This window comes from Paenibacillus tianmuensis (assembly GCF_900100345.1).
GTDB classification, from domain to species: domain Bacteria; phylum Bacillota; class Bacilli; order Paenibacillales; family NBRC-103111; genus Paenibacillus_G; species Paenibacillus_G tianmuensis.
The window spans coordinates 39992-63280 of sequence record NZ_FMTT01000021.1; the positions used below are offsets into that span (position 1 = coordinate 39992).

The 23289-nt window shown below is 55.8% G+C and carries 17 protein-coding genes and 1 pseudogene; 9 read left to right on the forward strand and 9 right to left on the reverse strand.

Features of this window, described 5'->3' with window-relative positions; translation table 11 throughout:
• Nucleotides 1-152: 152 nt before the first annotated feature.
• The 3 genes from BLO51_RS15065 (at nt 153) to BLO51_RS15075 (ending at nt 4031) form a co-directional block, all read left to right on the forward strand.
• Nucleotides 153-1328, forward strand: a complete 1176-nt coding sequence (locus tag BLO51_RS15065) for a galactokinase (protein ID WP_090673143.1) — start codon at nt 153-155, stop codon at nt 1326-1328.
• A 66-nt stretch (nt 1329-1394) separates the two neighbouring features.
• Entirely contained in the window at nt 1395-2381 is a 987-nt protein-coding gene (galE, locus tag BLO51_RS15070; RefSeq protein ID WP_090673145.1) for a UDP-glucose 4-epimerase GalE, read from the forward strand.
• Between the two features lie 57 nt (nt 2382-2438).
• On the forward strand, nt 2439-4031 hold the full coding sequence (locus tag BLO51_RS15075; protein ID WP_090673147.1) for a UDP-glucose--hexose-1-phosphate uridylyltransferase: 1593 nt from the start codon (nt 2439-2441) through the stop codon (nt 4029-4031).
• A 111-nt stretch (nt 4032-4142) separates the two neighbouring features.
• Here the strand turns inward: BLO51_RS15075 and BLO51_RS15080 are convergent, their stop codons facing one another.
• The 3 genes from BLO51_RS15080 to BLO51_RS15090 form a co-directional block, all read right to left on the reverse strand.
• A complete protein-coding gene (locus BLO51_RS15080) occupies nt 4143-7058 on the reverse strand; it encodes an ATP-binding protein (RefSeq protein WP_090673150.1) in 2916 nt (971 codons plus the stop codon).
• 332 nt (nt 7059-7390) lie between these two features.
• Complete coding sequence (locus tag BLO51_RS15085) at nt 7391-10423, reverse strand: DEAD/DEAH box helicase (protein ID WP_090673152.1); 3033 nt, start codon at nt 10421-10423, stop codon at nt 7391-7393.
• Nucleotides 10411-12015: an SWIM zinc finger family protein gene (locus BLO51_RS15090; protein ID WP_090673154.1), complete on the reverse strand. Its 1605-nt coding sequence runs from the start codon at nt 12013-12015 to the stop codon at nt 10411-10413. Before BLO51_RS15090 ends, BLO51_RS15085 begins: the two co-directional genes overlap by 13 nt.
• A gap of 285 nt (nt 12016-12300) precedes the next feature.
• Between BLO51_RS15090 and BLO51_RS15095 the strand changes: the two genes are divergently transcribed.
• Both BLO51_RS15095 and BLO51_RS15100 read left to right on the forward strand, forming a co-directional pair.
• Nucleotides 12301-12594 carry a hypothetical protein gene (locus BLO51_RS15095; RefSeq protein WP_090673156.1) on the forward strand — a complete coding sequence of 98 codons (294 nt, stop codon included), beginning with the start codon at nt 12301-12303 and terminating at the stop codon, nt 12592-12594.
• A gap of 15 nt (nt 12595-12609) precedes the next feature.
• Complete coding sequence (locus BLO51_RS15100; RefSeq protein ID WP_090673158.1) at nt 12610-12921, forward strand: 4a-hydroxytetrahydrobiopterin dehydratase; 312 nt, start codon at nt 12610-12612, stop codon at nt 12919-12921.
• 8 nt (nt 12922-12929) lie between these two features.
• On the opposite strand, the gene BLO51_RS29245 is transcribed toward BLO51_RS15100, so the two are convergent.
• Genes BLO51_RS29245 through BLO51_RS15110 form a run of 3 tightly spaced genes read right to left on the reverse strand, consistent with a single transcriptional unit; the run spans nt 12930 to nt 14086 of the window.
• Nucleotides 12930-13076: a hypothetical protein gene (locus BLO51_RS29245; RefSeq protein WP_167670217.1), complete on the reverse strand. Its 147-nt coding sequence runs from the start codon at nt 13074-13076 to the stop codon at nt 12930-12932.
• Between the two features lie 16 nt (nt 13077-13092).
• A complete protein-coding gene (locus tag BLO51_RS15105) occupies nt 13093-13578 on the reverse strand; it encodes a DinB family protein (protein ID WP_090673160.1) in 486 nt (161 codons plus the stop codon).
• Entirely contained in the window at nt 13568-14086 is a 519-nt protein-coding gene (locus tag BLO51_RS15110) for a GNAT family N-acetyltransferase (protein ID WP_090673162.1), read from the reverse strand. Before BLO51_RS15110 ends, BLO51_RS15105 begins: the two co-directional genes overlap by 11 nt.
• Nucleotides 14087-14191: 105 nt before the next feature.
• Here BLO51_RS15110 and BLO51_RS15115 point away from each other — a divergent pair, with 105 nt between their 5' ends.
• Nucleotides 14192-15028: a sulfurtransferase gene (locus BLO51_RS15115; RefSeq protein ID WP_090673164.1), complete on the forward strand. Its 837-nt coding sequence runs from the start codon at nt 14192-14194 to the stop codon at nt 15026-15028.
• Nucleotides 15029-15770: 742 nt separating this feature from the next.
• Here the strand turns inward: BLO51_RS15115 and BLO51_RS15125 are convergent.
• Nucleotides 15771-17405 (reverse strand): helix-turn-helix domain-containing protein, encoded by a 1635-nt coding sequence (locus BLO51_RS15125; protein WP_167670218.1) that lies wholly within the window; start codon nt 17403-17405, stop codon nt 15771-15773.
• 126 nt (nt 17406-17531) lie between these two features.
• Nucleotides 17532-18539, reverse strand: a complete 1008-nt coding sequence (locus BLO51_RS15130) for an ABC transporter substrate-binding protein (protein ID WP_167670219.1) — start codon at nt 18537-18539, stop codon at nt 17532-17534.
• Between the two features lie 515 nt (nt 18540-19054).
• Between BLO51_RS15130 and BLO51_RS15135 the strand changes: the two genes are divergently transcribed.
• Complete coding sequence (locus tag BLO51_RS15135; RefSeq protein WP_090673173.1) at nt 19055-19711, forward strand: metallophosphoesterase family protein; 657 nt, start codon at nt 19055-19057, stop codon at nt 19709-19711.
• A gap of 228 nt (nt 19712-19939) precedes the next feature.
• On the opposite strand, the gene BLO51_RS15140 is transcribed toward BLO51_RS15135, so the two are convergent.
• Nucleotides 19940-20494 carry a DUF4303 domain-containing protein gene (locus tag BLO51_RS15140; RefSeq protein WP_090673175.1) on the reverse strand — a complete coding sequence of 185 codons (555 nt, stop codon included), beginning with the start codon at nt 20492-20494 and terminating at the stop codon, nt 19940-19942.
• Between the two features lie 537 nt (nt 20495-21031).
• On the opposite strand from BLO51_RS15140, the pseudogene BLO51_RS28625 reads away from it, so the two are divergent.
• Nucleotides 21032-21151, forward strand: a pseudogene (locus BLO51_RS28625) (tryptophan--tRNA ligase); the annotation flags it as partial.
• Between the two features lie 271 nt (nt 21152-21422).
• A complete protein-coding gene (locus BLO51_RS15150) occupies nt 21423-23006 on the forward strand; it encodes a sigma-70 family RNA polymerase sigma factor (protein WP_090673179.1) in 1584 nt (527 codons plus the stop codon).
• Nucleotides 23007-23289: the final 283 nt, after the last annotated feature.

Consider the following 23289-nt stretch of genomic DNA (forward strand, 5'->3'; position numbering starts at 1 on the left):
CTGTGCGTTCATGATCTAACATTTTTCCATGCCATCCTGACATCGTTCCATAGTGAAAACCGATTGTCCGGTCTATACTTGAGGCAAAGCTTACTATAGAAATTTCGCTATATCGAACGTATCTTCTTAAATCCATAACGAGGTGAACCGTCATGACGGGAGTCAAAGCATTGCAGGAGCAGTTTGTCGAGCTGTACGGAGGAGATAGCTCCAATCCGATCCGGGCGTTTCATGCGCCGGGGCGCGTCAATCTGATCGGAGAGCACACGGATTACAACGGTGGCTACGTTTTTCCGGCCGCTCTGACGTTTGGCACGACGATGCTGATCCGGAAGCGGGAGGACGATCAGGTGGGCTTCGCTTCCACCGACTTTCCGCTGCACAAGCATATTTCCATTCAGCAGGTCGAATTCCGCGCCGAAGACGATTGGATCAATTACCCGAAGGGCATCATCCGCGAGCTGCAAAAGCGGGGGCTATCCGTCGGCGGTTACGATATTTTGTACAGCGGGGCAATTCCGAACGGCTCCGGCCTTTCCTCCTCAGCTTCTATCGAAGTGGTGACGGCCTTCGGCCTGCTCGCAATGGAAGGGCAGCCGACGGACAAGGTGGAGATCGCGCTGCTGTCGCAAAAGGCCGAGAACGAATTCATCGGCGTGCAGTGCGGCATCATGGATCAATTTGCAGTAGCGATGGGCAAGAAGGAGCATGCGATTTTGCTCATGTGCGATACGCTGGAATACAAGCATGTGCCATTCGTCAGCGGCGAATACAAGCTGGTGATCGGCAATACGAACAAAAAGCGCGGGCTCGTCGACTCCGCCTACAACGAGCGGCGTTCGCAGTGCGAGCAGGCGGCGAAGCATTTGGCTGCCGAATATCCCGGCCTGACGCTGCTCGGTCAGCTGTCGCTGGAGCAATACCGGAGCGCGCAGCATCTGATTCCGGACGAAACGGTGCGCAAGCGGGCTCAGCACGTCGTCGAGGAGATCGACCGGGTGTTGCAGTCCATCGAGGTGCTGGAACGGGGGGACCTGGCGGCGTTCGGCCGGCTGATGATCGGCTCGCATAACTCACTGCGCGACTTGTATGAGGTGACCGGCGTCGAGTTGGACACGATGGTCGAAGCGGCGCTTGCTGCTCCCGGCGTACTTGGCTCGCGGATGACGGGCGCCGGCTTCGGCGGCTGCACAGTATCGTTGGTGCATCAAGACAGCGTGGAGCAATTTGTCGGCGAAGTGGGCCGTGTGTATAAGGAGAAGACCGGCTTGACCGCGGACTTCTATGTGTGCGACATTGGGAATGGCGTGCAGGAGCTGCAGCTATAGGCATGATCGTCTGGCGATGAACGGACGGAATCAAACATTCGGATGGACGGAAGGAGAGGCTTAACTATGGCCATTATGGTAACCGGAGGCGCGGGCTACATCGGCTCGCATACGGTAGCCGAGCTGCTGTCAAAAGGCGAAGAGGTCGTTATCGTCGACAATTTGCAGCAAGGACACCGGAAAGCGGTGCTTGGCGGCAAGCTGTACGTCGGGGACATTCGCGATGCGGACTTTTTAGACACGGTATTCCGCGAAAACGACATCGACGCCGTCATTCATTTCGCAGCAAACTCGCTCGTCGGCGAAAGCATGCAGGTACCCGGCAAATATTATCATAACAACGTCTACGGGACGCTCTGCCTGCTGGAGAAGATGAACGAATACGGCGTCAAAAAAATCGTGTTCTCGTCCACGGCGGCGACGTACGGCGAGCCCGAGAACATTCCGATTCTGGAGTCGGACCGGACGCTGCCGACGAACGCTTACGGCGAAACGAAGCTCGCCATGGAGAAGATGATGCGCTGGTTCGATACCGCGCACGGCATCAAATACGTCTCGCTGCGCTATTTCAATGCAGCAGGCGCGCACGAAAGCGGCCGGATCGGCGAAGACCATTCGCCGGAGACCCATCTGGTGCCGATCATTCTGCAGGTGGCGCTTGGCAAGCGCGCGCATATCTCGATTTACGGCGACGATTATGCGACGCCGGACGGCACGTGCATCCGCGACTACATCCATGTGACCGACTTGGCGGACGCCCACATTCTCGCGGTGGAAAAGCTTCGCGCCGGCGGGGACAGCAGCGTATATAACCTGGGCAACGGCAAAGGCTTCTCCGTCAAAGAAGTGATCGACATCGCGCGCGAAGTGACGGGACATGCGATTCCGGCCGTCGTCGAAGCCCGCAGAGCCGGAGACCCGGCGGTGCTTGTCGCCTCCTCGGAGCGCGGCAGAACAGAGCTCGGCTGGCAGCCGAAGCGGGACAGCCTGCAGCAAATCATCGCCTCTGCATGGGCTTGGCATCAAGCGAATCCGGACGGCTACGGCAAGTAAAATGACGGGTGCGGGCGTTCGGGCCGAAGGCCGGCCGATCCGAAGGAGTGGAGAACAATGGAACAAAGACAGATGGAAACCGAATTCGGCTCTCCCGACCGGAAGGCGGCCTATCGGGTCGAACGACTGCTGCAATTTGGCCTGAAGCGCGGATTGCTGGAGCCGCTGGATGTGTATGCGGCCCGCAACGGGCTGCTCGATCTGCTGTGTATCGGCGAGCCGTACGAGGGCGATCTGAACGAGCCGGTAGCGGACAGCGCATTGGAGCTGCTGGAGCCGCTGGTCGATTACGCGGCCGAATCGGGCCTGCTTGAAGAGAACAACACGACGGTACGCGATCTGCTGGATGCCCGTTTGATGGGGCAGCTCATGCCTCGGTCATCCGAGCTTGTGCACCGGTTCTGGACGACCGCGAAGTTGGCCGGCATCGAAGCGGCGACGGACGATTTCTACAAGCTGTGCATCGATTCGAACTACATCCGTATGGACCGGATCGGTAAAAACATGTATTGGCTTGCGCCGACGGAATATGGGGATATCGAAATTACCATAAACCTGTCGAAGCCCGAGAAAGACCCGAAAGAAATCGCGATGCTCCGAAACGCGCCGCAGAGCCATTACCCCAAATGCCTGCTGTGCATCGAAAACGTAGGCTACGCCGGCAGACTCAATCATCCGGCGCGACAGAACCTGCGGGTCATTCCGGTTGAGCTGGCCGGGGAAACGTGGTACTTTCAATATTCGCCTTACGTGTATTACAACGAGCACAGCATCATTTTCGACCGGGAGCACCGGCCGATGAAGACGTCGAAGGAGACGTTCGAGCGCCTACTCGATTTCGTGGAGCGTTTCCCGCATTATTTCATCGGCTCGAATGCCGACCTGCCGATCGTCGGCGGATCGATCCTGAACCACGATCATTTTCAAGGCGGACGGCATAAGTTTCCGATGGAAAAGGCGGGCGTCGAGGAGAGCTTCAGCCATCCGGATTATCCCGGCTTGAAGATCGGCATCGTCAAATGGCCGATGTCAGTCATTCGCCTCTCCGCTCCTAACTGCGATCCGTTGTTGAAGCTCGCCACGGCGATTCTGGATGCGTGGAAGTCTTACAGCGATCCGTCGCAGGACATCTTCGCGTTTACGGAGCAGGCGGGCGTCAAGGTGCCGCATAACACGATCACCCCCATTGCCCGCAACAATGCGAGCGGGGAGTACGAGCTCGATCTGGTGCTGCGCAACAACCGGACCAGCGAAGAGCATCCCGACGGCATTTTTCACCCGCACAAGGAGCTTCACCACATTAAGAAAGAGAACGTCGGCTTGATCGAGGTGATGGGGCTCGCCGTGCTGCCGGGTCGTCTCAAGGACGAGCTGGAGCTGGCGTCCAAGCTGCTGACCGGGGAGGAGAAGCTGGACGGGAAGGTGACGCGCGATCCGTCGCATCCACTGCACAAGCATGCCGAATGGCTGGAGGAGCTTGTCAGCCGTTACGGTACGGCGATGCCGGAGGAGGACGCGAGGCAAGCGCTGCAGACGGAGACGGGGCGCAAGTTCGCGGACGTGCTGCGCGACGCGGGCGTGTACAAGCGCAGCGAGCAGGGAATGGAGCGGTTCCGGGCGTTTTTGCGGCACCTCGGCGTGCGGGCTTAAGGCGGGAACGGAAGACAGCCCGTTATGACGAAACCTAAAAAGACCCCCATCCGGGACGCCGTGTTGACGGAGTGCCGAATGGGGGTCTTGCGCTTTTTAATGGAATCAGGACTATCCGGCCTGGGAGTCTTCGTCGCCGGAAGGCTGGCGCGTTTTCGGCTCGATCTCGATCAGATCGGGCTTCCGGGTGATCTCTTCGACCTCGATGCCGTTTTTGGCGAGCGTGTTGGTCAGGAAATTTTCATCCTGTGCCGGGAAAATGTACGCCGGATGCCGATCGGTGTTGCTAAGCAACTGCTCGGCCACCTGCAGCAGCTTATCCATCGAGAACGGCTTGCGCAAAAACTTTTCGATATCCCTCTCGTGATAATCCTGCGGCGGCTCCAGAGCCGTGGATACGATCACCGGGGTCCGGTAAAACTTCGGATGGCGATACAGCTCGCCGATGAAATCCCAGCCGTTCTTCGTTCCCTCCAAATGAATGTCCACGATACACAGTCTTGGACCGCCCTCTTCGATCCGGTGCAGGGCGAGAATGCCTTCCTCGGCCGAACGCACGTGCATCGTCGGGATATGCAGCTTGGCGAGCGCCACTTGAATCAGCTTCGCCAAATTATCGTCATCCTCCAAAATCATGATGCTGTTGTCCGCCGTTCCGACCCGGTAAGCTTGGAGCGTCACCGTGAAGGTCGTGCCTGCGCCCATCTCCGATTCGAACGCGACTGTCCCTTCGTGGCCTTCGATGATTTCCCGCACGATGGATAGTCCGAGGCCTGTTCCGCCAATCTGCCTGCGGTCGGAATTGTCGACGCGGTAAAATTTGGAAAACAGCTTATCCTTGGCTTCCTCCGGGATACCGAGCCCGTAATCCTGGATCAGGAATTGTACGGCTTGACCATCCTGCCGGAGCGTCAGATCGACGCGCTCCGCCTGAGGCGAATATTTGATCGCGTTGCTGAGCAGGTTGTGCGCCACCTGCTTCAACCGGTCCGCATCACCGCGCACCCATACTTCGTGCAGCGGCAGATGCAGCGAGAGGTCGTGGCTTTGCTTGCCTCGCCATTGCTCGACCACCTCTTGCAGCAGCTCTCCCAGCTCCACCGGAGCAAAATGATAAATTTGCTTGCCGGATTCCATCCGCTGCAGATCCAAAAAGTCGTTGATCAGCGTCGAAAGCCGGGTCGCCTCTTTATAGACGGTTTGCAGGTAACGCTGCTGCTTCTCCGGCGTAAGCTGGCGATGAAGCAATATCTCGATAAAACCGAGGACGCTCGCAAGCGGCGTTCGCAGCTCGTGCGAGACGATGCTGATGAATTCGTTTTTCATTTCGTCGACTTTCTCTTCCTCGGTCCGGTCGCGGAACACGAACAGGAAGCCGAGCTCCTCGTCGTGGCGTTCGACCATCATTCGGATGGCGTACAGCTCCACATATCTTTGCTGATCCTCCCCGTCGGTGAAGGAGAAGCGCTCCGTCAGCTTGTTCAAGTCGCCGCGCAGCAGACTGCGGATCGATTGGGAAACGCGGGCGAAGCTTGGCGAGCTATCGAGCAGCTCCTGACTGATCTCGGTGATCGACTCGCCGGTGCGTCCGCTAAGCCGAAGGAAATCGTGCATGCGATGATTGAAAAACATCAGCTTCCCTGAAGCGTCGCACATCATCATGCCCTCGTGGGTCGATTCGAGGACGTTGTTGATCAGGTCGCGTTGCTCCTCCATGGCCGCCTTCTCCTGTTGAAGCTGCTCGTAGAGCGCCTCCAGACGGGCGGATTGACGGCGGCGCTCCTCGTTCATTTGCTGCGTCAGGAAGGCAAGTCCGAATTGGCGGATGAGCCCTTTGGCCAGCCGTGTTTTTTGCTCGTCCGGCGAAGTTAGATATCCGGTCAGCAGCAGGAAGCCGGTCGGTTCATGCTCATCGTTGAACAGCGGATAATACCGGTCTATCGCGTGGGTGATGCTTTGATGGAAGCCGCGTTCCTGCGCGGTGGCTTGACGCACGCTCTCCAGCGGCATTTTCTCCTTCAGGACGCGCCGTGCCAGGCCGAACAGCTCGCTTTCCAGCATGGCGGGCAGCGTCGACGGATAGCCGATGGAATAGGCAACCCGATAAGCCACTTCCGTCCCGTCGCCGCCCGGCGTTTTCAAGACAAGCAGAGCTGCGTCAAGCTGCAGCGATTGCAGCAGCGCCGGGAGAGAAGCGTTCAAAAAGTCGGCCATGTTCGTCGAGCCGGTCAGCTTTTCCTGATAGCTGCTGATGGCCTCCAATTCCAGCTCGCGCTGCGACAGCTTCTCCAGCGTCGCTTCCTGCTCCTCCTGCTGGGCAACGATCTCTTCGTTCTGCACCTCTAAGCTTTCCGCCATGAACCGGTACGTTTCCTCGCTTTTGCGCAGCGCCGCTTCCGCCCGATTGGCCCGGTTGAAGAGAAAGAGTGAGAACAGGCCGACGATAATGGCGATCCCGCTCCCAATCAAAACGATGACGCGCCCCCGTTTATCTGCGGTTTGAGCCGATGTATACGCTTCCGATGCAATGAGATCGATCTCGGCGGTCAGCTTCGTATGAATTTGGCGAAAGCGGTCCATCTGGTTTTTACCCATGGACACCCGCTTGATCGCATCGGGCAGTTTCCCGGCGCGAATCAACTCGATTTGGCTGGAATAATGCTCCTGCAGCCGCTGAATTTGCGGGATCGCGTCGCCTTCCATGACACCGCGCAAGCCGGGGTATTTTTTTTGAAAATCAGCCATAGCAAGCAGGTCGTCCTGCATCTGGGCTTTGCCGAAATCGTAGGGCTCCAAGTACTTTTCGTCTTCCGTCACTTCGTAGCCCCGCAGCCCGGATTCCATATTGACCAGGTCAGCCAGTAAGCTTTCGGCCAAAATGTTTAGCGGAATCACTTCGTTAACGACTCTGTTCAATTCCTTTTCCGTACTGGAGGATGCGACAAAGCTGGAGATGCTGATCGTCACGAGCAGGAAAACGACGACGATAACGTAACCGAGTGAAATTTTTGATCGTGTGATGTTCATGGCGGAGCCACCTTCTCGGTATATAGACATTTTTTGTACGTTCCTAGTTCGACAAAAGCAGGGTAAATCCTCTATAGCGAACAATGCTATTCGAGCCGGAACGAAAAAATTATTGTTGTTTCGCCGAAAAGGGAGGCTTATATCAACGTGAGTCGAAGGATGTCAGGAAGTGAAAGAAAAGGAAAGGAGGATAGGGGAAGGACGCGTGTCGTCAAGCCGCATGCTGGAGTTGGCGTCCTTACTTGATTCGGATTAGGCTGTGCTTGAAGCGCGAGAAAAGGAGGACTTGCCACAGGTCTTCGTTTCCTGCTGGCGGCGAACGGCGGAGCGGCTCAGGCGCGCTCCACCCATTCGCTGCGGAGGGAGAACAACTCTCTCAAGTCGTCCGTCGACAGCTCGGTGATCCACTGTTCGCCGGTGCCGACGATTTGCTGGCTAAGCCCAAGCTTCTTGTCGATCATCTCGTCGATGCGTTCCTCCAGCGTCCCCAGCGTGACGAATTTGTGCACCTGCACATGGCGCGTCTGGCCGATCCGGAAGGCGCGGTCCGTCGCCTGGTTTTCCACGGCGGGATTCCACCAGCGGTCGAAATGGAACACGTGATTCGCCGCGGTCAAGTTAAGTCCGGTCCCGCCGGCTTTGAGCGACAGCAGGAAGATGCCGGAATCGTCCTCCTCCGGCGGCACTTCGCCTTGGAACGTTTCGATCATGCGGTCTCGCTCCGCCTTGGAGCTGCCTCCGTGAAGAAAGGACACCTTGCCTCCAAACTCTTCTTCCAGCACCCGCCGCAGCAGATGTCCGGTCTCCACGAATTGGGTGAAAATGAGGCACTTGTCGCCTTCCTGCCGCAGCTCCTGCACCATTTCCAGCAGCCGTTCGACCTTGTTCGACCGCTCGCGCAACGGAGCCCGGACGGCATCCTTGGCGAGCAGCGCCGGATGGTTGCAGATTTGCTTCAGCTTCGTCAACGCGGCGAGAATCATCCCGCGGCGTTCCATGGCCGACAGCTTGTCGATCCGCTCGAACATGTCTTGAATATAGTTTTCGTACAGTGTCGCCTGCTCGGCCGTCAGCGAGACGTACGTTTTGTACTCGTACTTTTCCGGCAGATCGAGTTGAATGGACGGGTCCTTCTTGACGCGCCGCAGCAGGAAGGGCCGGATCAGCCGCTGTACCTTGGCGATCAGCTCCTTGTCCTGCGTACGCTCGATGGCGCCAACGTACCGCTGGGTGAAATCGCGCAGCGTGCCGAGATAGCCCGGGTTGAGAAAATCGAAGATCGACCACAGCTCGGTCAGCCGGTTCTCGATCGGGGTCCCGGTCAGGGCGATCCGGTGCCGCCCGCCGAGCTTGCGGATCGACTGCGCCTGCTTTGTGTAGGCATTCTTAATGTTCTGTGCTTCGTCAAGGCAGATCGATTCCCATGAAACGGAGCCCAGCTCCGTCTCGTCCAAATGCGACAGCGTGTACGTCGTCAGCACGAGGTCGCTGTCGCCGCAGCTCTCGGCGAAGCTATTTCCTTTGGCCCGGGCAGGCCCATAATGCAGATGTACGCGCAGGTCCGGCGCGAAGCGCTGCAGCTCCTTCTGCCAGTTGCCCAGCACGGACGTCGGGCAGATCAGCAGGGAAGGGGCGGCTCCGCCGGTCTGCGGCGTGTCGGCCGCTTGGGGATCGGCGGCCAGCCGGTGCTCCCGGAGGTGCAGCAAATACGTGATCATCTGGATCGTCTTGCCGAGCCCCATGTCGTCGGCCAGACAGCCGCCGAGGCCGCACTCGCGCAAGAATACGAGCCACGAGATGCCTTCCACCTGATACGGCCGAAGCTTGCCGCGGAAGCTGTCCGGCGGCTCCAGCAGCGGAGGGCGCTTCGCGTGGTTAAGCAGATCGACAAGCTCCTGAAGCTGCTCGTCAAGCTCGACTTCCATGTTGAGCGTACGGTGGAAGTCTTTGTCCTCTTCGCCTTCGCTGGAGCCGAGCAGATGAAGCTCCAGCACGTCGCGGAACGACAGCCCTTGCTTCTTCTCAACCTGATGCATGACGCGCTGGAGCTGGGCGAGATGAACCGGGTCGAGCTGTACCCACTGCCCGCGGATTTGCACGAGCCGCCGGTTCTGCTCCAGCAGCTCGCGGAATTCGGCTTCGGTTAGCTCGACGTCGCCCAGCGCGATTTTCCAATCGAACTGCATGAGCTGATTCAGGCCGAACATCGACTGCGGGCCGGAGCCGACCGACGATTTGATCTTCGCTTTGAGGCGTGGACGCCATCTGCGGATGCGTTCCCACCATGCGGGCAGGATGACTGAATAGCCCGCTTCCATCAGACGCAGGCTGCCTTTGGCCAGCAGCTCCCACGCCTCGTCCGGCGTCAGTGTGCTGCGCAGCCCGGCTTCGCCCTCGGCCAGCCACGGCAGCATGCGCCGCCATTTCGCCGTATCTCGCGCTGCGCGGCCGAGATGCGGGCGCCACTCGGCGGGGAGCGCCTCTGCCGCAGCGGCCGCCATAGCTTCGCGGTTCGCGGCGTTGTCCGCGGGCACTTCCGCTTGCGCCGTTATGCCGCCTGCCGCATCGCTTGCGGCCCCGTCCGCGGCCGTCCCGCCGGACTCCGGCTCCGCCGCGGTCCAACCGGCGACGGCGGACGGGGCCACTTCATGCTGCACGTCCTTGTCGCTGCGGTCCTGCAGCACGACGCGCAGCGGCCATGCGCCGCCGGACTCCGCCGGCTCTTCGAGCTTCAGGCACGTGCGGAACGGCGTGCCGTCGGACTGCCAGCCGATGGAGATGAGCCAGTCCTCTTCGTCCATCCATAGCTCGGCCGCTTGCCCGCCCCCGCGTCCAAGCAGCGGAAACGAGCGCTCCAGTTGCTCCAGACTCTGGCGCATGACGCCGTCCTCCTGAATCCACGCCGGGATGAGCAGATCCAGCCAATGCTGCGCAACCGGCGAGGCGGACCAGGCCGCTGCCGCCTCGGGCAGCTGCAGCTTCCAGCCGAGCTCTCCGGCCTTCCATTTGGCGAAATCCGGCATGAAGCGGCCGTGCGTCAGCGCTTCCTTGACATAGGGCGCAAGCTGCGTCAGCTCTTTCAGCTCGCGGCCGAAGGCGAGCCGCTGGTGCCGGACGATACCCGGGGCCGCAAAATAGTCAAGTGCTTCCAGCACAGGCAGCAGCAATCCTTCGACGTTCTGCGACTCGATGACTTCGATGAACGTTCCGTAGAAGGAAGGCTCGTGCCAAGCGAACAGCCAGTCCCGCAAATCATAAGCGTCGCAGACGCCGCCGTTATAGCGGGCGCCCCACAGGAAGAAGCCGCCCTGTGGCGCCCAGCGCACGTGGACGTGGGTGAGGCCCGTATCGGTCATGGAATCCATTTTCCTTTCCTCAGCTCTTCCTGCAGCGCGCGCAGGCGCGAATATTTCATCGCCAGCCGGTAAATGAAATCTTCCCAGTCGTTCGACCGGTTCAGTTTTGTGTATAGGGTGTGCAGCTTTTTCAGCAAGTGAACGGCTTTTTTGTAGGCTATCCGGTTTTTCTCCGCGATGCCACGCTCTACCGCCTGATGAAACAGAGGCAGCATCAGCGACGGGTCGTGCTTTTCGACCGTTTGCAAATCCAGCGAGTACAAGTCCAGCGGCGAGACGCGATTCGAGAGCTGCAAGTCGATCCAAGCCTTATAGCGCTCCGCCTGCATCAAGTAAGCCGTATAGAAACCGTACGTCCGCGGCAGAAGCGCGATCATGACCGACACCCACTCGCCGTCGTCGGTCTGCCGCTGCACCGCTTCCATCCAATATTGGCAAAACTGCCGCAGCTCCTCCTGCTGGGCCCGCTGCACGACAGGCAGCATCCAGCGCAGCCAAGCCAGCATCTGGTCCCACGCTTCTTCCTCGTAGCAGCGGTGTAGATAGAGGAAGTAGTCCCGCGCTTCCCGCTTGGACAGCGCTTCGAGCTTCTGCCGCGCCGCGTCGTCGTCGCCTTCGATCACGGCAAAATGCGCCTCCGCCAGCAGCAGCGCATCCCGCCGCCTCGGCATCAGATCGAGCGCTTCCAGCATGAGCCGCAGCCGGGCGCGCTCCTCCGCCATCCATGTGGGAAAGCTTGTCATCCGCCACCAGACGCTGCGGTATACGGTAGACCACGACAAAGGCGATTCCTTCCCCGACAGCGCCGCTTCCGCCAGCAGGCCGAGCGTCTCCTTCCAGGGAGCCGAAGCTTTTTCCGCCAGCAGCGCGACATCGAGCCGGGGCACAAGCCGCAGCAGCTCCTCCAGACATTGGCGGCTGACCGTCCGGCAGCCCGTTTCGATATAATAAGAAAGGTAAGACGTTTTCGTCTCCTGATAAAATTGTTCGATTTTCCGCATCACGAAGAACAGCACATGAAGCGCGTACAGCTCCCGCAGCGGCTGCTCCCAGCTTTCGCCGTGGCGCGTCAGCTTTTCCTTGACTGAGCTGTAGAACAGCTCGATCGACTGCTGCTGGTTAAGGGAAAAGCCGTAAAACTGCTGGTCGAAAAACTTCTGCCACTGGGCCGGCGTGTGATCCGGGGCCGGAGGCTCGAACCGGTCCTGCCGCTTCTCCGCAGCCTTGGAGACCGCTGTCTGCTTGGCCTGCTGCCGCGAGCGCACGGCGGCGATCGCTTGCTTGAGCTGCTGCAGCAGCAGCTCCGGACGGCCGAACGGCGCGTACAGAGCAAAAGCGACTGCGGCCATGTGCTTGCAGTTGTCCCCGTCCGGGCAGCTGCATTCGCTTTTGCCGAGCTGGTCCAGATCGAGAATCACTTCGTAGCGCTTCGTACCGCGCACCAAAGCATGCACTTCCACGCCATGCTCCAGCTCCAGCTCCGCCACTTGTCCCTTGTGGTAATAAGCCCATCCGCGCTCAAGCCTGGCCGGGTCGAAATTGTCGCGCAGATGCCCGATCAGTTCGTTTATTCGATTTTTCGGAATCTGCAGCTTCAGCATGTTTCGCCCACCGCCCTTTTTGTCTATCCTTATAGTGTACCAGATTTTGCATCGAAATGCGTGCGGGATCAAGGCCGAAACTCGATTTTTCCTTGTACACGGCTTTATGTCTTCGGTTGCGGGCGGTCTGGTTTCCGAGTACAATGAGTCAAAAGGATTGCCAAACAGGATTGCAGTTGCCGTCCGCCCGTCCGCGAGCCGCCGTCTCTTCGGAGAGTATGGACTTACGGACAGGGCGAATCCGATACGCGGAAACGAGGGTGGCAACGGGAAAGGCGGAGAACGATGGGCATTAAATTCGGCAGGGAATACCGCGACATTATCGACGATTTCACGATTGCGCTGCAAGAAATCGAACGCTGCCACGAGTTTCTGGACATGTCGGCCGAGGACTGGGACGAATTGAACGAAGGCGAGCGGAAGGAGTGCATCAAGACGCTGGCCGACGATTTATTCTACGGGCTCGGAACGGAAGCGCAAATGAGCGTCAGCGACTGTACCGTCACGCACGACCCGAAGCGGCATGTCATCCGCATCGATCGAGGGGAAGCGCTAACAAGGGTCATACACTTGGTATAAGGGGAGCGGCAGGGCATGGGGAACAAGCTGACGGCGGAAGAAGTGAAGGCGAGGCTATCCGGCCTTGAGGGCTGGATGGTAGAAGAGGGGAAGTGGCTGGTGAAAAAATACCGCTTCCCCGCCTTCGCAGGCAGTATCGCGTTTGTGAACCGGATTGCAGAAATCGTGGAAGCCATGAACCATCACCCGATGATCGCCATCGATTATCGGATGGTGACGCTCCGCCTGACCTCGTGGCATGCGGGCGGATTGACGGAGCTGGATTTCGCGAGCATCGCCCGGTATGACGAGGCTTATGCCGGAAGCGCAGACGAACGCACGCCGTAGCGCTTGCTTTAGCCTCCTGCCTCGGCCATAGCTGCAAGCACGCGTGTGCGCACTTCGGCCGGCAGCGGCTGCCGCAAGGCGGCCTCCAGCCGGTCCCGCTGGATGCCCTGCCGCTTCAAAATGTCCGCGATCCGGAGCAGCGCTTCTTTTTTCATTCGATGATCTCCGATCTTAGCTTGCTCGGCTCAAAAATTCGCGAATTTGCGCGATATGATGCCGGTCGTGCCAGACGAAATCCGGGATGTATTCCGAGATGACGAACGGTTTGCCGTCCAAGTCCGGAAACGATCGTCGGAATTCTGTCTCGGACAACCCTTCCAACGTATCCACAAGGCGGCTGCGCCATAACATGAGCTCCTCTGCGAGCTTGCCTCCGGATTGATCCCGCCCGTATTGCGCCGCCCGAGCGTTAAACGCTTCGAAATCGAGATGCTTCAGCGTCAGCGGCTTGCCTTCCGCAATTTTGCCGATCGCCGACTCGTAGAAATATTGGTCCCATAGCAGCAGATGCCCAACTACTTCCTTCATCGTCCACTTGCCGGGCGCCAGAGGCTCGTCCCATATCCGCGCGTCCACGCTGCGGATTTCTTCCGCAAAAGCGAGCAGCCCGCGAAACTCGGCGAGAAGTTCGGCCTTCGGTTGTGCGTTATTCCCCATTGTCTTGTCCTCCTTTGTTCATTGTATCCGTCCATACCATGCAGTGAAACTCCCCGGACCCTTCCGGCGTCGGGCGTTCATACGTATCCATGATGACAAAACCGGCCCCCTCGTAAGTTCGGATGGCCCGTCGATTCCACGTCAGCACTTCCAGATCGATTTCGTTGTCCGGCGCGCTGCGTTTGGCCTCGCGGACAATGGCGCGAACAAACGCCTCACCGCTGCCTTGGCCGCACAAGTCCGGCCGCAGTCCGAGCCCGAGTCGCGTGACGCCGACCATCGGGAACAACTGCGCAAAGCCGCACAGCTCCCCGGCTTCGTCAAGTACGGCCCGGTACTGCGCTTCGCGGATGTGCGGATCGGCGAATTCCTCGCCGCGTGCAATCATTTGCTCCCACGGGTTCCAATGGTACAAATCGTAGGGAGGCGGATAACTCCATGTACAGACATCGCGTCCGTGATCTTCCCGCATCGGAACGAGACGGAAGCTTTTTGTTTCGTTTTGCATCGTTCCTCCTGCTTGTTGCGCCGACGATTGCGCTTCCGCCGGGCATTTTTCCGTTGTATACTGATAACTATACCGTATTTCATCCCATCTAAGGAAGTGATTGGTTTGAAACATATTGTAAGCCAACCGTGGCTCTTCGAGCATGGTACGGACGATCACATCGTCATCGCGGACTGCCGGTTCACGCTAGGGAAGTCGGAATCGGGGAAGCAAAGCTACGACATCGATCACATTCCCGGCGCAGTGTATTTTGACCTGGAGCGAGACTTATCGAGCCCAATCAAGGAGCACGGCGGCCGCCATCCGCTCCCTGACGTGCAGGAGCTTGCGGCGAAACTGGGCCAAGCGGGCATCCATGCCGGCTCCACCGTCGTCGCTTACGACGATCAGGGCGGAGCGATGGCTTCGCGTTTATGGTGGCTGCTCACCTACCTTGGTCACGACAAGGTGTATCTTTTGGACGGAGGCTACAACAAGTGGAAGGAAGCGGGCTACCCCGTCACCGACGAGCCGCCGATCCTGCGCGAGGCCGTATTTACGCCCCACGTGCGCGAAGACTTGACTGTCAGCGTCGAGCAGGTCAAGGAACGGCTGGGCAAGCCCGGCGTGGCTTTGATCGATTCCCGCGAAGCTAAGCGTTACCTTGGTATCGAGGAGCCGATTGACCGGATAGCTGGACATATTCCCGGCGCGAAGTCGTATTTTTGGAAGGACGCCTTGGACGAGACCGGCGCTTGGAAGAACGAAGCTGCGCTGGCCGAGAGTTTCGACGGGCTCCGTCAGGCGGAGGAGATCATCGTCTACTGCGGCTCCGGCGTTACGGCCTGCCCGAATGTGATCGCACTGAGCAAAGCGGGGCTGAACAATGTGAAGCTGTACCCCGGAAGCTGGAGCGATTGGATCTCGTACGAGGGGAATCCGATTGCGACGGGGGAAGAGTAAGAACCGAGAGGCCGCGCGGACGCGGGTTTGGGGGCTGTGACAGGTTGCGGGGAGGCAGGCTGTCGCAGCCCTCTTTGGGCTTTTCTGTCAACAGTTTGCAAACAAGAACCCGACGAAAGCAGTTGCAAGCGGCACGGAGCCAGCCATAGCAGGGTAGTCGGGTCAGGTGGTTGTTGAACGCTTGGAGGCTTTGCTTCCGGTCATCCACAAGCGGGTTTGGCTTCGCCGTCCGTGCCGAGCAGGAGTTTGATCGCCTTTGGGAACACTTTGGGAGTGGTCGCAACGGAGCCAGAGTCGTTCCGCCGCGCAAACCGTCACGACTGGGATCCGTACGGAGCAAGAGTCCTCCCGGAGTCCAACACCGCCGGAACCAAACGGAGGAACAGCAAGAGCAAGCTAGATTCAGCCACAGCATGGGTGCTCGCTTGGCTTCTCTTGCTTGCTCTTGGATTATTATTCAGCCACTCCCCCTGCAAGGCATCGCTTTTGTTGCTGTTGGGGATTGCCGGGGTACGCTTGGGGTACGTCGGGGGTAACATTGCCTCATGATCGCTCGTGACGGCTTTGGCGCTTGGGGTATGCTAGGAGTCTGTCCGACGAAACAGGAAATCACCCATGCCGTCTCGAAACCGGCAACCTGTCACAGCCCCCAAACCCGCGTCCGACGCGGCCTCTCGGCTCTTATTCTTCTCCCGTCGCGATCGGGTTCTCGCTATATGAAATCCAATCGCTCCAGCCTCCCTCATGAGGCTGGTTTTCGCTTCAGGAGCAGCTGCGCAAGCAATTCCAACTGGCCTTCGATGGAAATCGGATCGAAATAAGAAAAGCTTGCTTTATCCAAGACATGAACCTGGCCTTGCCAAACTGCCGGAAGACTGTGCCAAACCGGGCTGTTCTCCACGTATTTGATCCCCTCTCCTTCATCCGCAACGAAAAGGTAATCGGCATTTCCCGCATATAGCGGCAGCTTGTCAAGCGGCAGATTCTGAACAATTTGCAGACCGCTGTCAATCGCTTCGCGTTGTACGGGGTCGGGAATACTGAGCTTCAGACCACGGTAAATTGGCCAACCGCCGCGGCCGTAATTGTCGCCGAACACCGAAAACCGCCGGCCTTCCCGCTCGAATCTCACGATAGCCGCCGTCGCTTGACCGCTCACGATCCCGGCCAGCTTTTCCCTCACCGCCGCCGCCCGTCGCTCAAACCGCGATTGCAGCTCACCGGCGGCATGCGGCTTATTGATCAATTCCCCGATAAGCCTGGTATCTTCGTAAATGCTGCGCCGCCCTTCGTAAGGAAGCATGACGGTAGGCGCTATTTTGGACAAAGACGCATAGTCTGCAAGGTTGTGGTCATTAATTAGGATTAGGTCCGGCTCGAGCTGTGATACGGTTTCCAGCGACGGCACGCATCCGATATCCACGATGTCCTTCTCCATCTCCTGCAAAAAGACGCTGCCACCCCACCATGTTAAATTCGCCCCGATCGGCTTCACGCCGATGGCCAATAATACATTGGCGTAATAGAGCGCAACGACTCGCAGCGACTGACGCGTATGGCGGACATATTGCCTCGGCGATTGCCCAACCATTTGCTTAAACCGCCGGCTAAAATAATAAACATCCTTAAAGCCTGCGCTCTGTGCAATTTGCTGCAGGCTTTCACTGGAAGTAAGCAGCTTCTTCTTGGCCTCGTTAAGCCGCAGCTCCGTCATGTAATCCAAGGGGCTCAGGCCGGTCAGCTGCCTAAATAGATGCGTATACTGGCGCGTTCCGATATTGGCTTGCCGGGCCAGCGCTTCTACGTTCACGGCGGCAGCGTCCAGCCGATGCAAACCGTCGATCGAGCGCCTGACTGCTTCCCTGGATTGCATCTTATCGCTTGGCGAATAATTGCTGCGATACAGCTCATAAAGAAGCTCTTGCAGCCGAAGATGCTGCTTGAATTGTGCAAGCTCGTCTTGCGGCGACCGGTGGCGGTAAAGCTCATCCAGCATGCCGGCAATTCTGCCGAACGGCTTCGCATTCAGCTCGCCGTGCGGCGTAAAGCTTAGTCCGGCAGCACCCGGCGATTCGCTACGCTCGGCACCGGCTTCCGCCGGCATCGCATGAAAGGCCAGCAGATACAGGCAAAGCCCCGAAGCATTGTCTGCTGACGCTTCAAGCAGCGTATTCGGATGAAGCAGGAAGCAGCTGCCCTTAATGACCCGATGACGCCTTCCGTCGATAACGGCGCTGCCGAAGCCCTGCTTTCCGGCGATAAGCACATAGGTTTCAGTGTGCAGTCTGTACGGCTTGCCTGCGTCAGTACAATGAATGTCCATGATATTCGACAAGGTGAACAGGAGGGACCGGAAAGGCAGGGACAAACGGCTCACCCGTATGCACATCCTTTTTAACTTATTGAGAAATATTATCATTTACACCATTGCTCTTATTTTATCCAATCCCTCTCCTATACCAACAAAGCCGCCATGAAAAGGCGGCTTATGCAAAATAGTAAATTATTCGGCTTGGTGTTTCTGAAGCAAATCCACGATTAGATCCAACTGTGCGGAAATTGAGATGGGGTCAAAGTAAAAATATTGCTTGCCGTCCAACTCGATAACGCGGTTTTCCTTGACTGCGGGTAAGCTTTTCCACACGGAGCTATCTTTTACGACATCCAAACCAAAGCCTTCATTGGAAACGAAAAGATAATCGGCGTCCTGCACGAAATCCGTCAGCTGTTCGAGTGACAGTTCCTGTACGATTTGTTTGCCGCTATCCACGACAGCTTCCTTGATTTTGGCCGGATATTGCATCTGCAGGCCTTTATAGATCGACCAGCCACCACGCCCGTAATTGTCTCCGAACACAGTGAATTGTCCGCCCTTGCTGTCGATCCGGATAATCGCCGCCTTGACATCGCCGTCCAGCACGCCGCCCAGTTTGGCGCGCGCTTCCGCGGCTTTCTTTTCGAAGTCGGCGGTCAGCTGGTCTGCAGCGTCCGGTTTTCCCAACATCTCCGCAAGCAGCTTGGCATCTTCGTATACGCTGCGATTGCCGTCGTACGGAATAAGTAAAGAAGGCGCGATTTTTGAAAATTGCTCATAATCCTCTGCATTTTGACTGTTCATAATGATAAGATCAGGCTCCAGAGCGGTAACGGCTTCAAGGGACGGGGGACCGCCGACATCCTTTATTCCCGACTCGAGATCCTTAAGGAAAGGACTTCCTCCCCACCAGGTAAGATTGGCGCCTACCGGACTCTCTCCCAATGCAAGCAAAATATGATGATAATACAACGCAACGATGCGCTTAGGCTGTGCGGGAATCTCGACGTCCCCGTTCACCGTGCTGACGGTTCGGGTGGAGGCTGCGTTCTCCTGGTTGCCCGTTTCCGCGGATGAGGTTGAGGAAGCGGGGGCCGGCGTGCTTTCGGGCGTGCTTGATGCAGCAGGAGAGCTTCCGCCATCAACGGCCTTATCGCTTCCGCAAGCGCTGAGAAAGACGACTGCAAGAAGGACCAAGAGGGCTCCGGCTACAAAAGGCTTACGAACTAAAATGCATGTTCAAACTCCCTTATCTAGTGATAATGATTCTCATAATGAGCCCTATTATAACAAGGCGGCGCGCGGCCAACAATGGAGTTTTCGGAGCAAAAAAGACGAAAAATTATAAAAGCGATGTTACTTGTGCAAAACTGGTCTGCCACCCGATTTCAAACGGGCTTGTCCACCTTGCCCACTATTAACCTCAAGCTGCTGTTGAATAGAAAACCAAAAAAGGGACTGCGACAGGTCACATGCCCATAACCTGTCACAGCCTCCAAACGCTCGTTCGACGCAGCTTGTTGGCCGTCGTATGCAATCCGATTTCCATTGAACTAGCGTATCCGTTTTTGTTCAATAATGTTTTTTTTCATTAGACTTTCTGTTTCCTGAATAAGATCGCGCATAAGATAATACCTATCTAAGGCCGAGTCACGTCGTGTATGCAGGAACGTTATGCGTAATTATTGCAAGACTTTTTATGGGGGTTAGACATGGGGTTATTAGTAGTTGGTGATGTGCATGGTTGTTTTCATACTTTTACTAAATTAATTAATGAGCATTGGGATAGCGGTAAACAGATCTTAGTGCAACTGGGTGATTTATTGGATAGAGGGAAATTCTCTCCTGAGACAATTTTATATGCGATCGAGTTGCAAAAAAACAATCCCGATAACGTTTACTTTCTTAAGGGAAATCATGAGTTTGAAGTTATTGTGCATGTAGAAGAAGGAAATGAGAACTGGTTAAAACAATGTGGAGAAGAGACATTAAAACAATTTGAAAGAAAATCATTAGATCTGTTTAACTATATTCCTTGGTTTAAATCGCTACCTCTATACTATGAAACGGACGATGTCTTTATTAGTCATGCAGGTATTTCTATGACAGCAGAAAATCCATTTGAAGAATCTCATCCAGAGAGTGTCTTGTGGACTAGGGGGCAACTAAAGAATATTGGTAAATTGCAACTTATCGGGCATACTCCTTGTAAATCAGGTAGGGCTGAATTTGATAATGAGAGCAATATTTTGAATATAGATACAGGGGCATATCTGCCTAAAGGGCTAACAGCCGTTAAAATTAATGACGAGGGTAAAGTAGCTGAAATCATATTTGTACCAACACTATCTGTAGATGTCACAGATTAAAAGATACGTATTCTTAGTCAAGCAACCCCGGTGGCCTCTCTCTTGGTATTTGTAATTTAAAATGGTAAAACAAAAAGAAACCGTTCCTTAGCAAATGGAAGTATCGCCCCATTTAGGGTCTGAAAAATAAAACGTGGAACCTATGATAACAAGACAAAATGGAAATACGGACATCATAGAAAACTCGCTCTATCCGGCACGAAAAATAACGCCCGCCAACTTCAGTTCTTATTCCCTCTCATCATCCGTAAAATGGTCATAACGCTTCAGAAAGTCTGCAGCCAACTCAGGCTTGGTCATCAGCACGACCGTTTCATTTTCCAGTTCCTCTGCCATCTCATCATCCGTCATAGACACAAAAAAGACAATGTTTTCCTTCGATTGTCCATATTGGGTGAAAATCGCCTCGTCCGTCTCCTGAACCACTCGTGCAATGATAGCAACCAACTGGTCCTTGTAATCATATGCATTCTCTACAGCATACAATAGCTTGCTGATATGATTAAAATGCGATTCGTCACCATACTGGTACTCCGAGATGCCCCATCTATAATAGATTTCATCCTCTTCTGAACTGCACAGGTCCTTCTTTTTCATTGCTGCAATATGTCGGGCAAGGGATTCTTCTGTATTAACGGCTAGAAACAGGGTGATAAAATCGCTATCTGTACCAAAGGCACAAGCATACACACGTTCATCCCGCGCTTTTTCCAAGGTTCCTTTCAAATCTTCCAAAAAGCTGGCCCGAAAGTGTTCTTCAAATTGCTTCAAAAAATCTGTCATCGATACGCATCCTTTTCTTCAAGTTTTCCTGTTTTTATCGCTATAATATGCACAAAATTTTTCTGTTTCAATATAGCACAATCCCTGCTGTCCGAATAGTTTTTGTGCAGAGCGCTCCCCCTCGCCTTGATTCCAACCGCCGCGGATTATGAATTGACAGATGAAACTCTATGCAGTAGGATAACCCGTATATCGTGAACAACGCAGAAAAAGGGTAAGTAGGCATACGAGAATGGACTTGCAGAGAGCCGGTGGTTGCTGCGAACCGGTGTCCGTCGTGTGATCGAATGGCCTTTTGAGTTGCTTTTCCGAACCGCCGACAAGGTGCAGTAGGGAAATGCCGGGCATCCCGCCGTTATCAAGGGGACGGTATCGAGATGATTCTTTTACCATCTCCGCACCGTAAAGAGAAGATCGGAACGATTGCGAGTCATGCAGCGGAACGGTCATTTAAGGTGGTACCACGACAACTTCGTCCTTATTGGACGGAGTTTTTTTGATTTTAAAGGGGGTGATGGCCATGGAGGATGTTAAACAATGACAGAACGTGTTTTGACAGGAGATCGGGTTACCGGAAAACTTCACCTTGGCCATTACGTCGGCAGCTTGAAAAATCGTGTTACGCTGCAGGAGCAATATGAGACATTTGTGCTTCTGGAGGCTTATCACATCAACATTAGAACAACTTATTGAACCCATGCGGGAGCGCAGGTCTTATTATGCCGCAAGACCGGATGTCGTTGACGACATCTTAATGGCCGGGACTCAGCGTGCCCGCGGAATAGCCCAAGAAACGATGAAAGAAGTTCGGGAGGCTATGAGTCTCAACTACTTTGACTGAATGACGACTTGCGAAAAGCTTTTGTAACCTTTGAGCCCTCCTTCGGCACCTTATACTGGAGCGGCGATGAAAGGGGGCGAAACTCACATGCTGCATTGGATCGAACAGGCAAAACAGGGAGACCGGGAAGCGTTTGGCCTTATTGTCAGGCGATTCACAGCGATGGCTCATGCGGTGGCGTACGAGAGACTGCGTGACTCCTTTTTGGCGGAGGATGCCGTGCAGGAGTCGTTTGCGGAAGCTTTTATCCATTTGCGCAAGCTGAAGGAAGCGGAGGCTTTTCCCGGGTGGTTCAGAACGATCGTGATTCGTCAATGTAACCGTCTGGTGCGGAAGAAGCAGCATCCGACGGTATCGTTCGACCAAATGGTCCAAACGGCCGGGGGACAGCCAAGCGTACCGGATATTGTCGAAAGAAAAGAATTGCAGCAATGGCTGCATGATTCCATAGCCGCTTTGTCGCCCGGCTTGCGTGTGGCGGTCCAACTGTTTTATTTTCACGGCTACACTCTGCAAGAGATTTCCGCTTATTCAGGGACGCCTGTTCCGACGTTGAAAAAGCGGCTGTTCGATGCCCGCGCGAAGCTGAAAGGAACGCTCCCCGTAACCGACTTTGTCTCCGTATTTCATCAATTGTACGAAGGGGGAAAACGAATGCTGCACATTGTCAATGGCGATGTCGTCGCGGAGAAGCTGCGGCAGGGCGTCGTTCAAGGCGATATTCTTGTATGGAGAGAGGTATATCCCGAAGGACCGGTTTTTATCGATTCAATGGCGGGGGCCAACCGATCCGTCCGAGCGCGCTACTTGGAGCAATCCATGGGAATTCCGAGTGCGGAATTTACACGCTCAAGCGAAGAGCAGGAGAAGGTACGTGCAGATTTTCGCAACTACGAGGAAATCGTGCTGTGGTTCGAACATGATTTGTTCGATCAGACGATGCTGTGCTGCTTGCTGCATTGGTTCGAGCAGCAGTCGTTAGGCGCTACGAAGCTAAGCCTGCTGTGTATTGGAGCCTTCCCGGGAATCGAGCTTTTTCGGGGATTGGGGCAGTTGTCCGTGAATCAAATGGCGACCTTGTCAGGCACTTGGCAAACCGTTGGCAAAGAACAGCTCGAACTAGGCAAAACCGTCTGGGAGGCTTACTGCGCCCCGGAACCGGGCAAGTTAGTTCAATTGCTTGAAGAGGGGGATACCTCTGCGCTGCCCTATGTGCAGGATGCCTTTCGGCTTCATTTATCGCGGTTTCCTTCGACCCGGAACGGACTTGGCATTGTAGAACAAACCACACTGGAGATGGTCCGCGGCGGCATGACTTCTCCGCTGGACTTGTTCGATCATATAGGAAATAAGCTTCATGGGCTGGGCATGGGAGATCTTCAATATTGGCACCGCTTGGCTAAACTGTCGCAAGGTCCGCACCCCTTGCTGAAGCTCGAAGGCTTGGACGCTTTGCCCGGCTATAAGGACACGGCGTCGTCGCTACGTCAAAGTACGGTTGCCTTAACGGAAGCGGGAAGAAAGGTACTGGGCGGGGAAGAGGATTGGATTGCTCTAAACGGAATGGACGAATGGTACGGCGGCGTACATCTGCAGGGCCCATCGATCTCATGGCGATGGGATGCGTCTCAAAACTCGCTTGTCCCATGGACGGCCGCTGGCGGACAGTAAGGGATACGCTCTAAATTCCCGGAGGCATTGACAGAGTACCAAAGCATTGTATATTACCCACACGCGGGGGACGCGGATTGATAGAGCTGTAGCAGGCCGCCATCGGGCGGCTGCCGCAGCTCTTTTTGCGTTTTATTCCTGCATCCCTGTCGTGAAAAGCACGATCATACCTCATGATAAAAGATGAAAAGGATTTAATAGGTCTATTTTACCATGAATTTTTACAAATTGTGTCTAAAGTCACGTTGAAATGTCCTGCTTTTACCAGATATCATATAGTACA

Excerpts from the sequence above, each read along its gene's own strand:
- BLO51_RS15065 (WP_090673143.1), top strand. The coding sequence starts at position 153 with ATGACGGGAGTCAAAGCATTGCAGGAGCAGTTTGTCGAGCTGTACGGA.
- galE (WP_090673145.1), top strand. The coding sequence starts at position 1,395 with ATGGCCATTATGGTAACCGGAGGCGCGGGCTACATCGGCTCGCATACG.
- BLO51_RS15075 (WP_090673147.1), top strand. The coding sequence starts at position 2,439 with ATGGAACAAAGACAGATGGAAACCGAATTCGGCTCTCCCGACCGGAAG.
- BLO51_RS15080 (WP_090673150.1), bottom strand. The coding sequence starts at position 7,058 with ATGAACATCACACGATCAAAAATTTCACTCGGTTACGTTATCGTCGTC.
- BLO51_RS15085 (WP_090673152.1), bottom strand. The coding sequence starts at position 10,423 with ATGGATTCCATGACCGATACGGGCCTCACCCACGTCCACGTGCGCTGG.
- BLO51_RS15090 (WP_090673154.1), bottom strand. The coding sequence starts at position 12,015 with ATGCTGAAGCTGCAGATTCCGAAAAATCGAATAAACGAACTGATCGGG.
- BLO51_RS15095 (WP_090673156.1), top strand. The coding sequence starts at position 12,301 with ATGGGCATTAAATTCGGCAGGGAATACCGCGACATTATCGACGATTTC.
- BLO51_RS15100 (WP_090673158.1), top strand. The coding sequence starts at position 12,610 with ATGGGGAACAAGCTGACGGCGGAAGAAGTGAAGGCGAGGCTATCCGGC.
- BLO51_RS29245 (WP_167670217.1), bottom strand. The coding sequence starts at position 13,076 with ATGAAAAAAGAAGCGCTGCTCCGGATCGCGGACATTTTGAAGCGGCAG.
- BLO51_RS15105 (WP_090673160.1), bottom strand. The coding sequence starts at position 13,578 with ATGGGGAATAACGCACAACCGAAGGCCGAACTTCTCGCCGAGTTTCGC.
- BLO51_RS15110 (WP_090673162.1), bottom strand. The coding sequence starts at position 14,086 with ATGCAAAACGAAACAAAAAGCTTCCGTCTCGTTCCGATGCGGGAAGAT.
- BLO51_RS15135 (WP_090673173.1), top strand. The coding sequence starts at position 19,055 with ATGGGGTTATTAGTAGTTGGTGATGTGCATGGTTGTTTTCATACTTTT.
- BLO51_RS15140 (WP_090673175.1), bottom strand. The coding sequence starts at position 20,494 with ATGACAGATTTTTTGAAGCAATTTGAAGAACACTTTCGGGCCAGCTTT.
- BLO51_RS15150 (WP_090673179.1), top strand. The coding sequence starts at position 21,423 with ATGCTGCATTGGATCGAACAGGCAAAACAGGGAGACCGGGAAGCGTTT.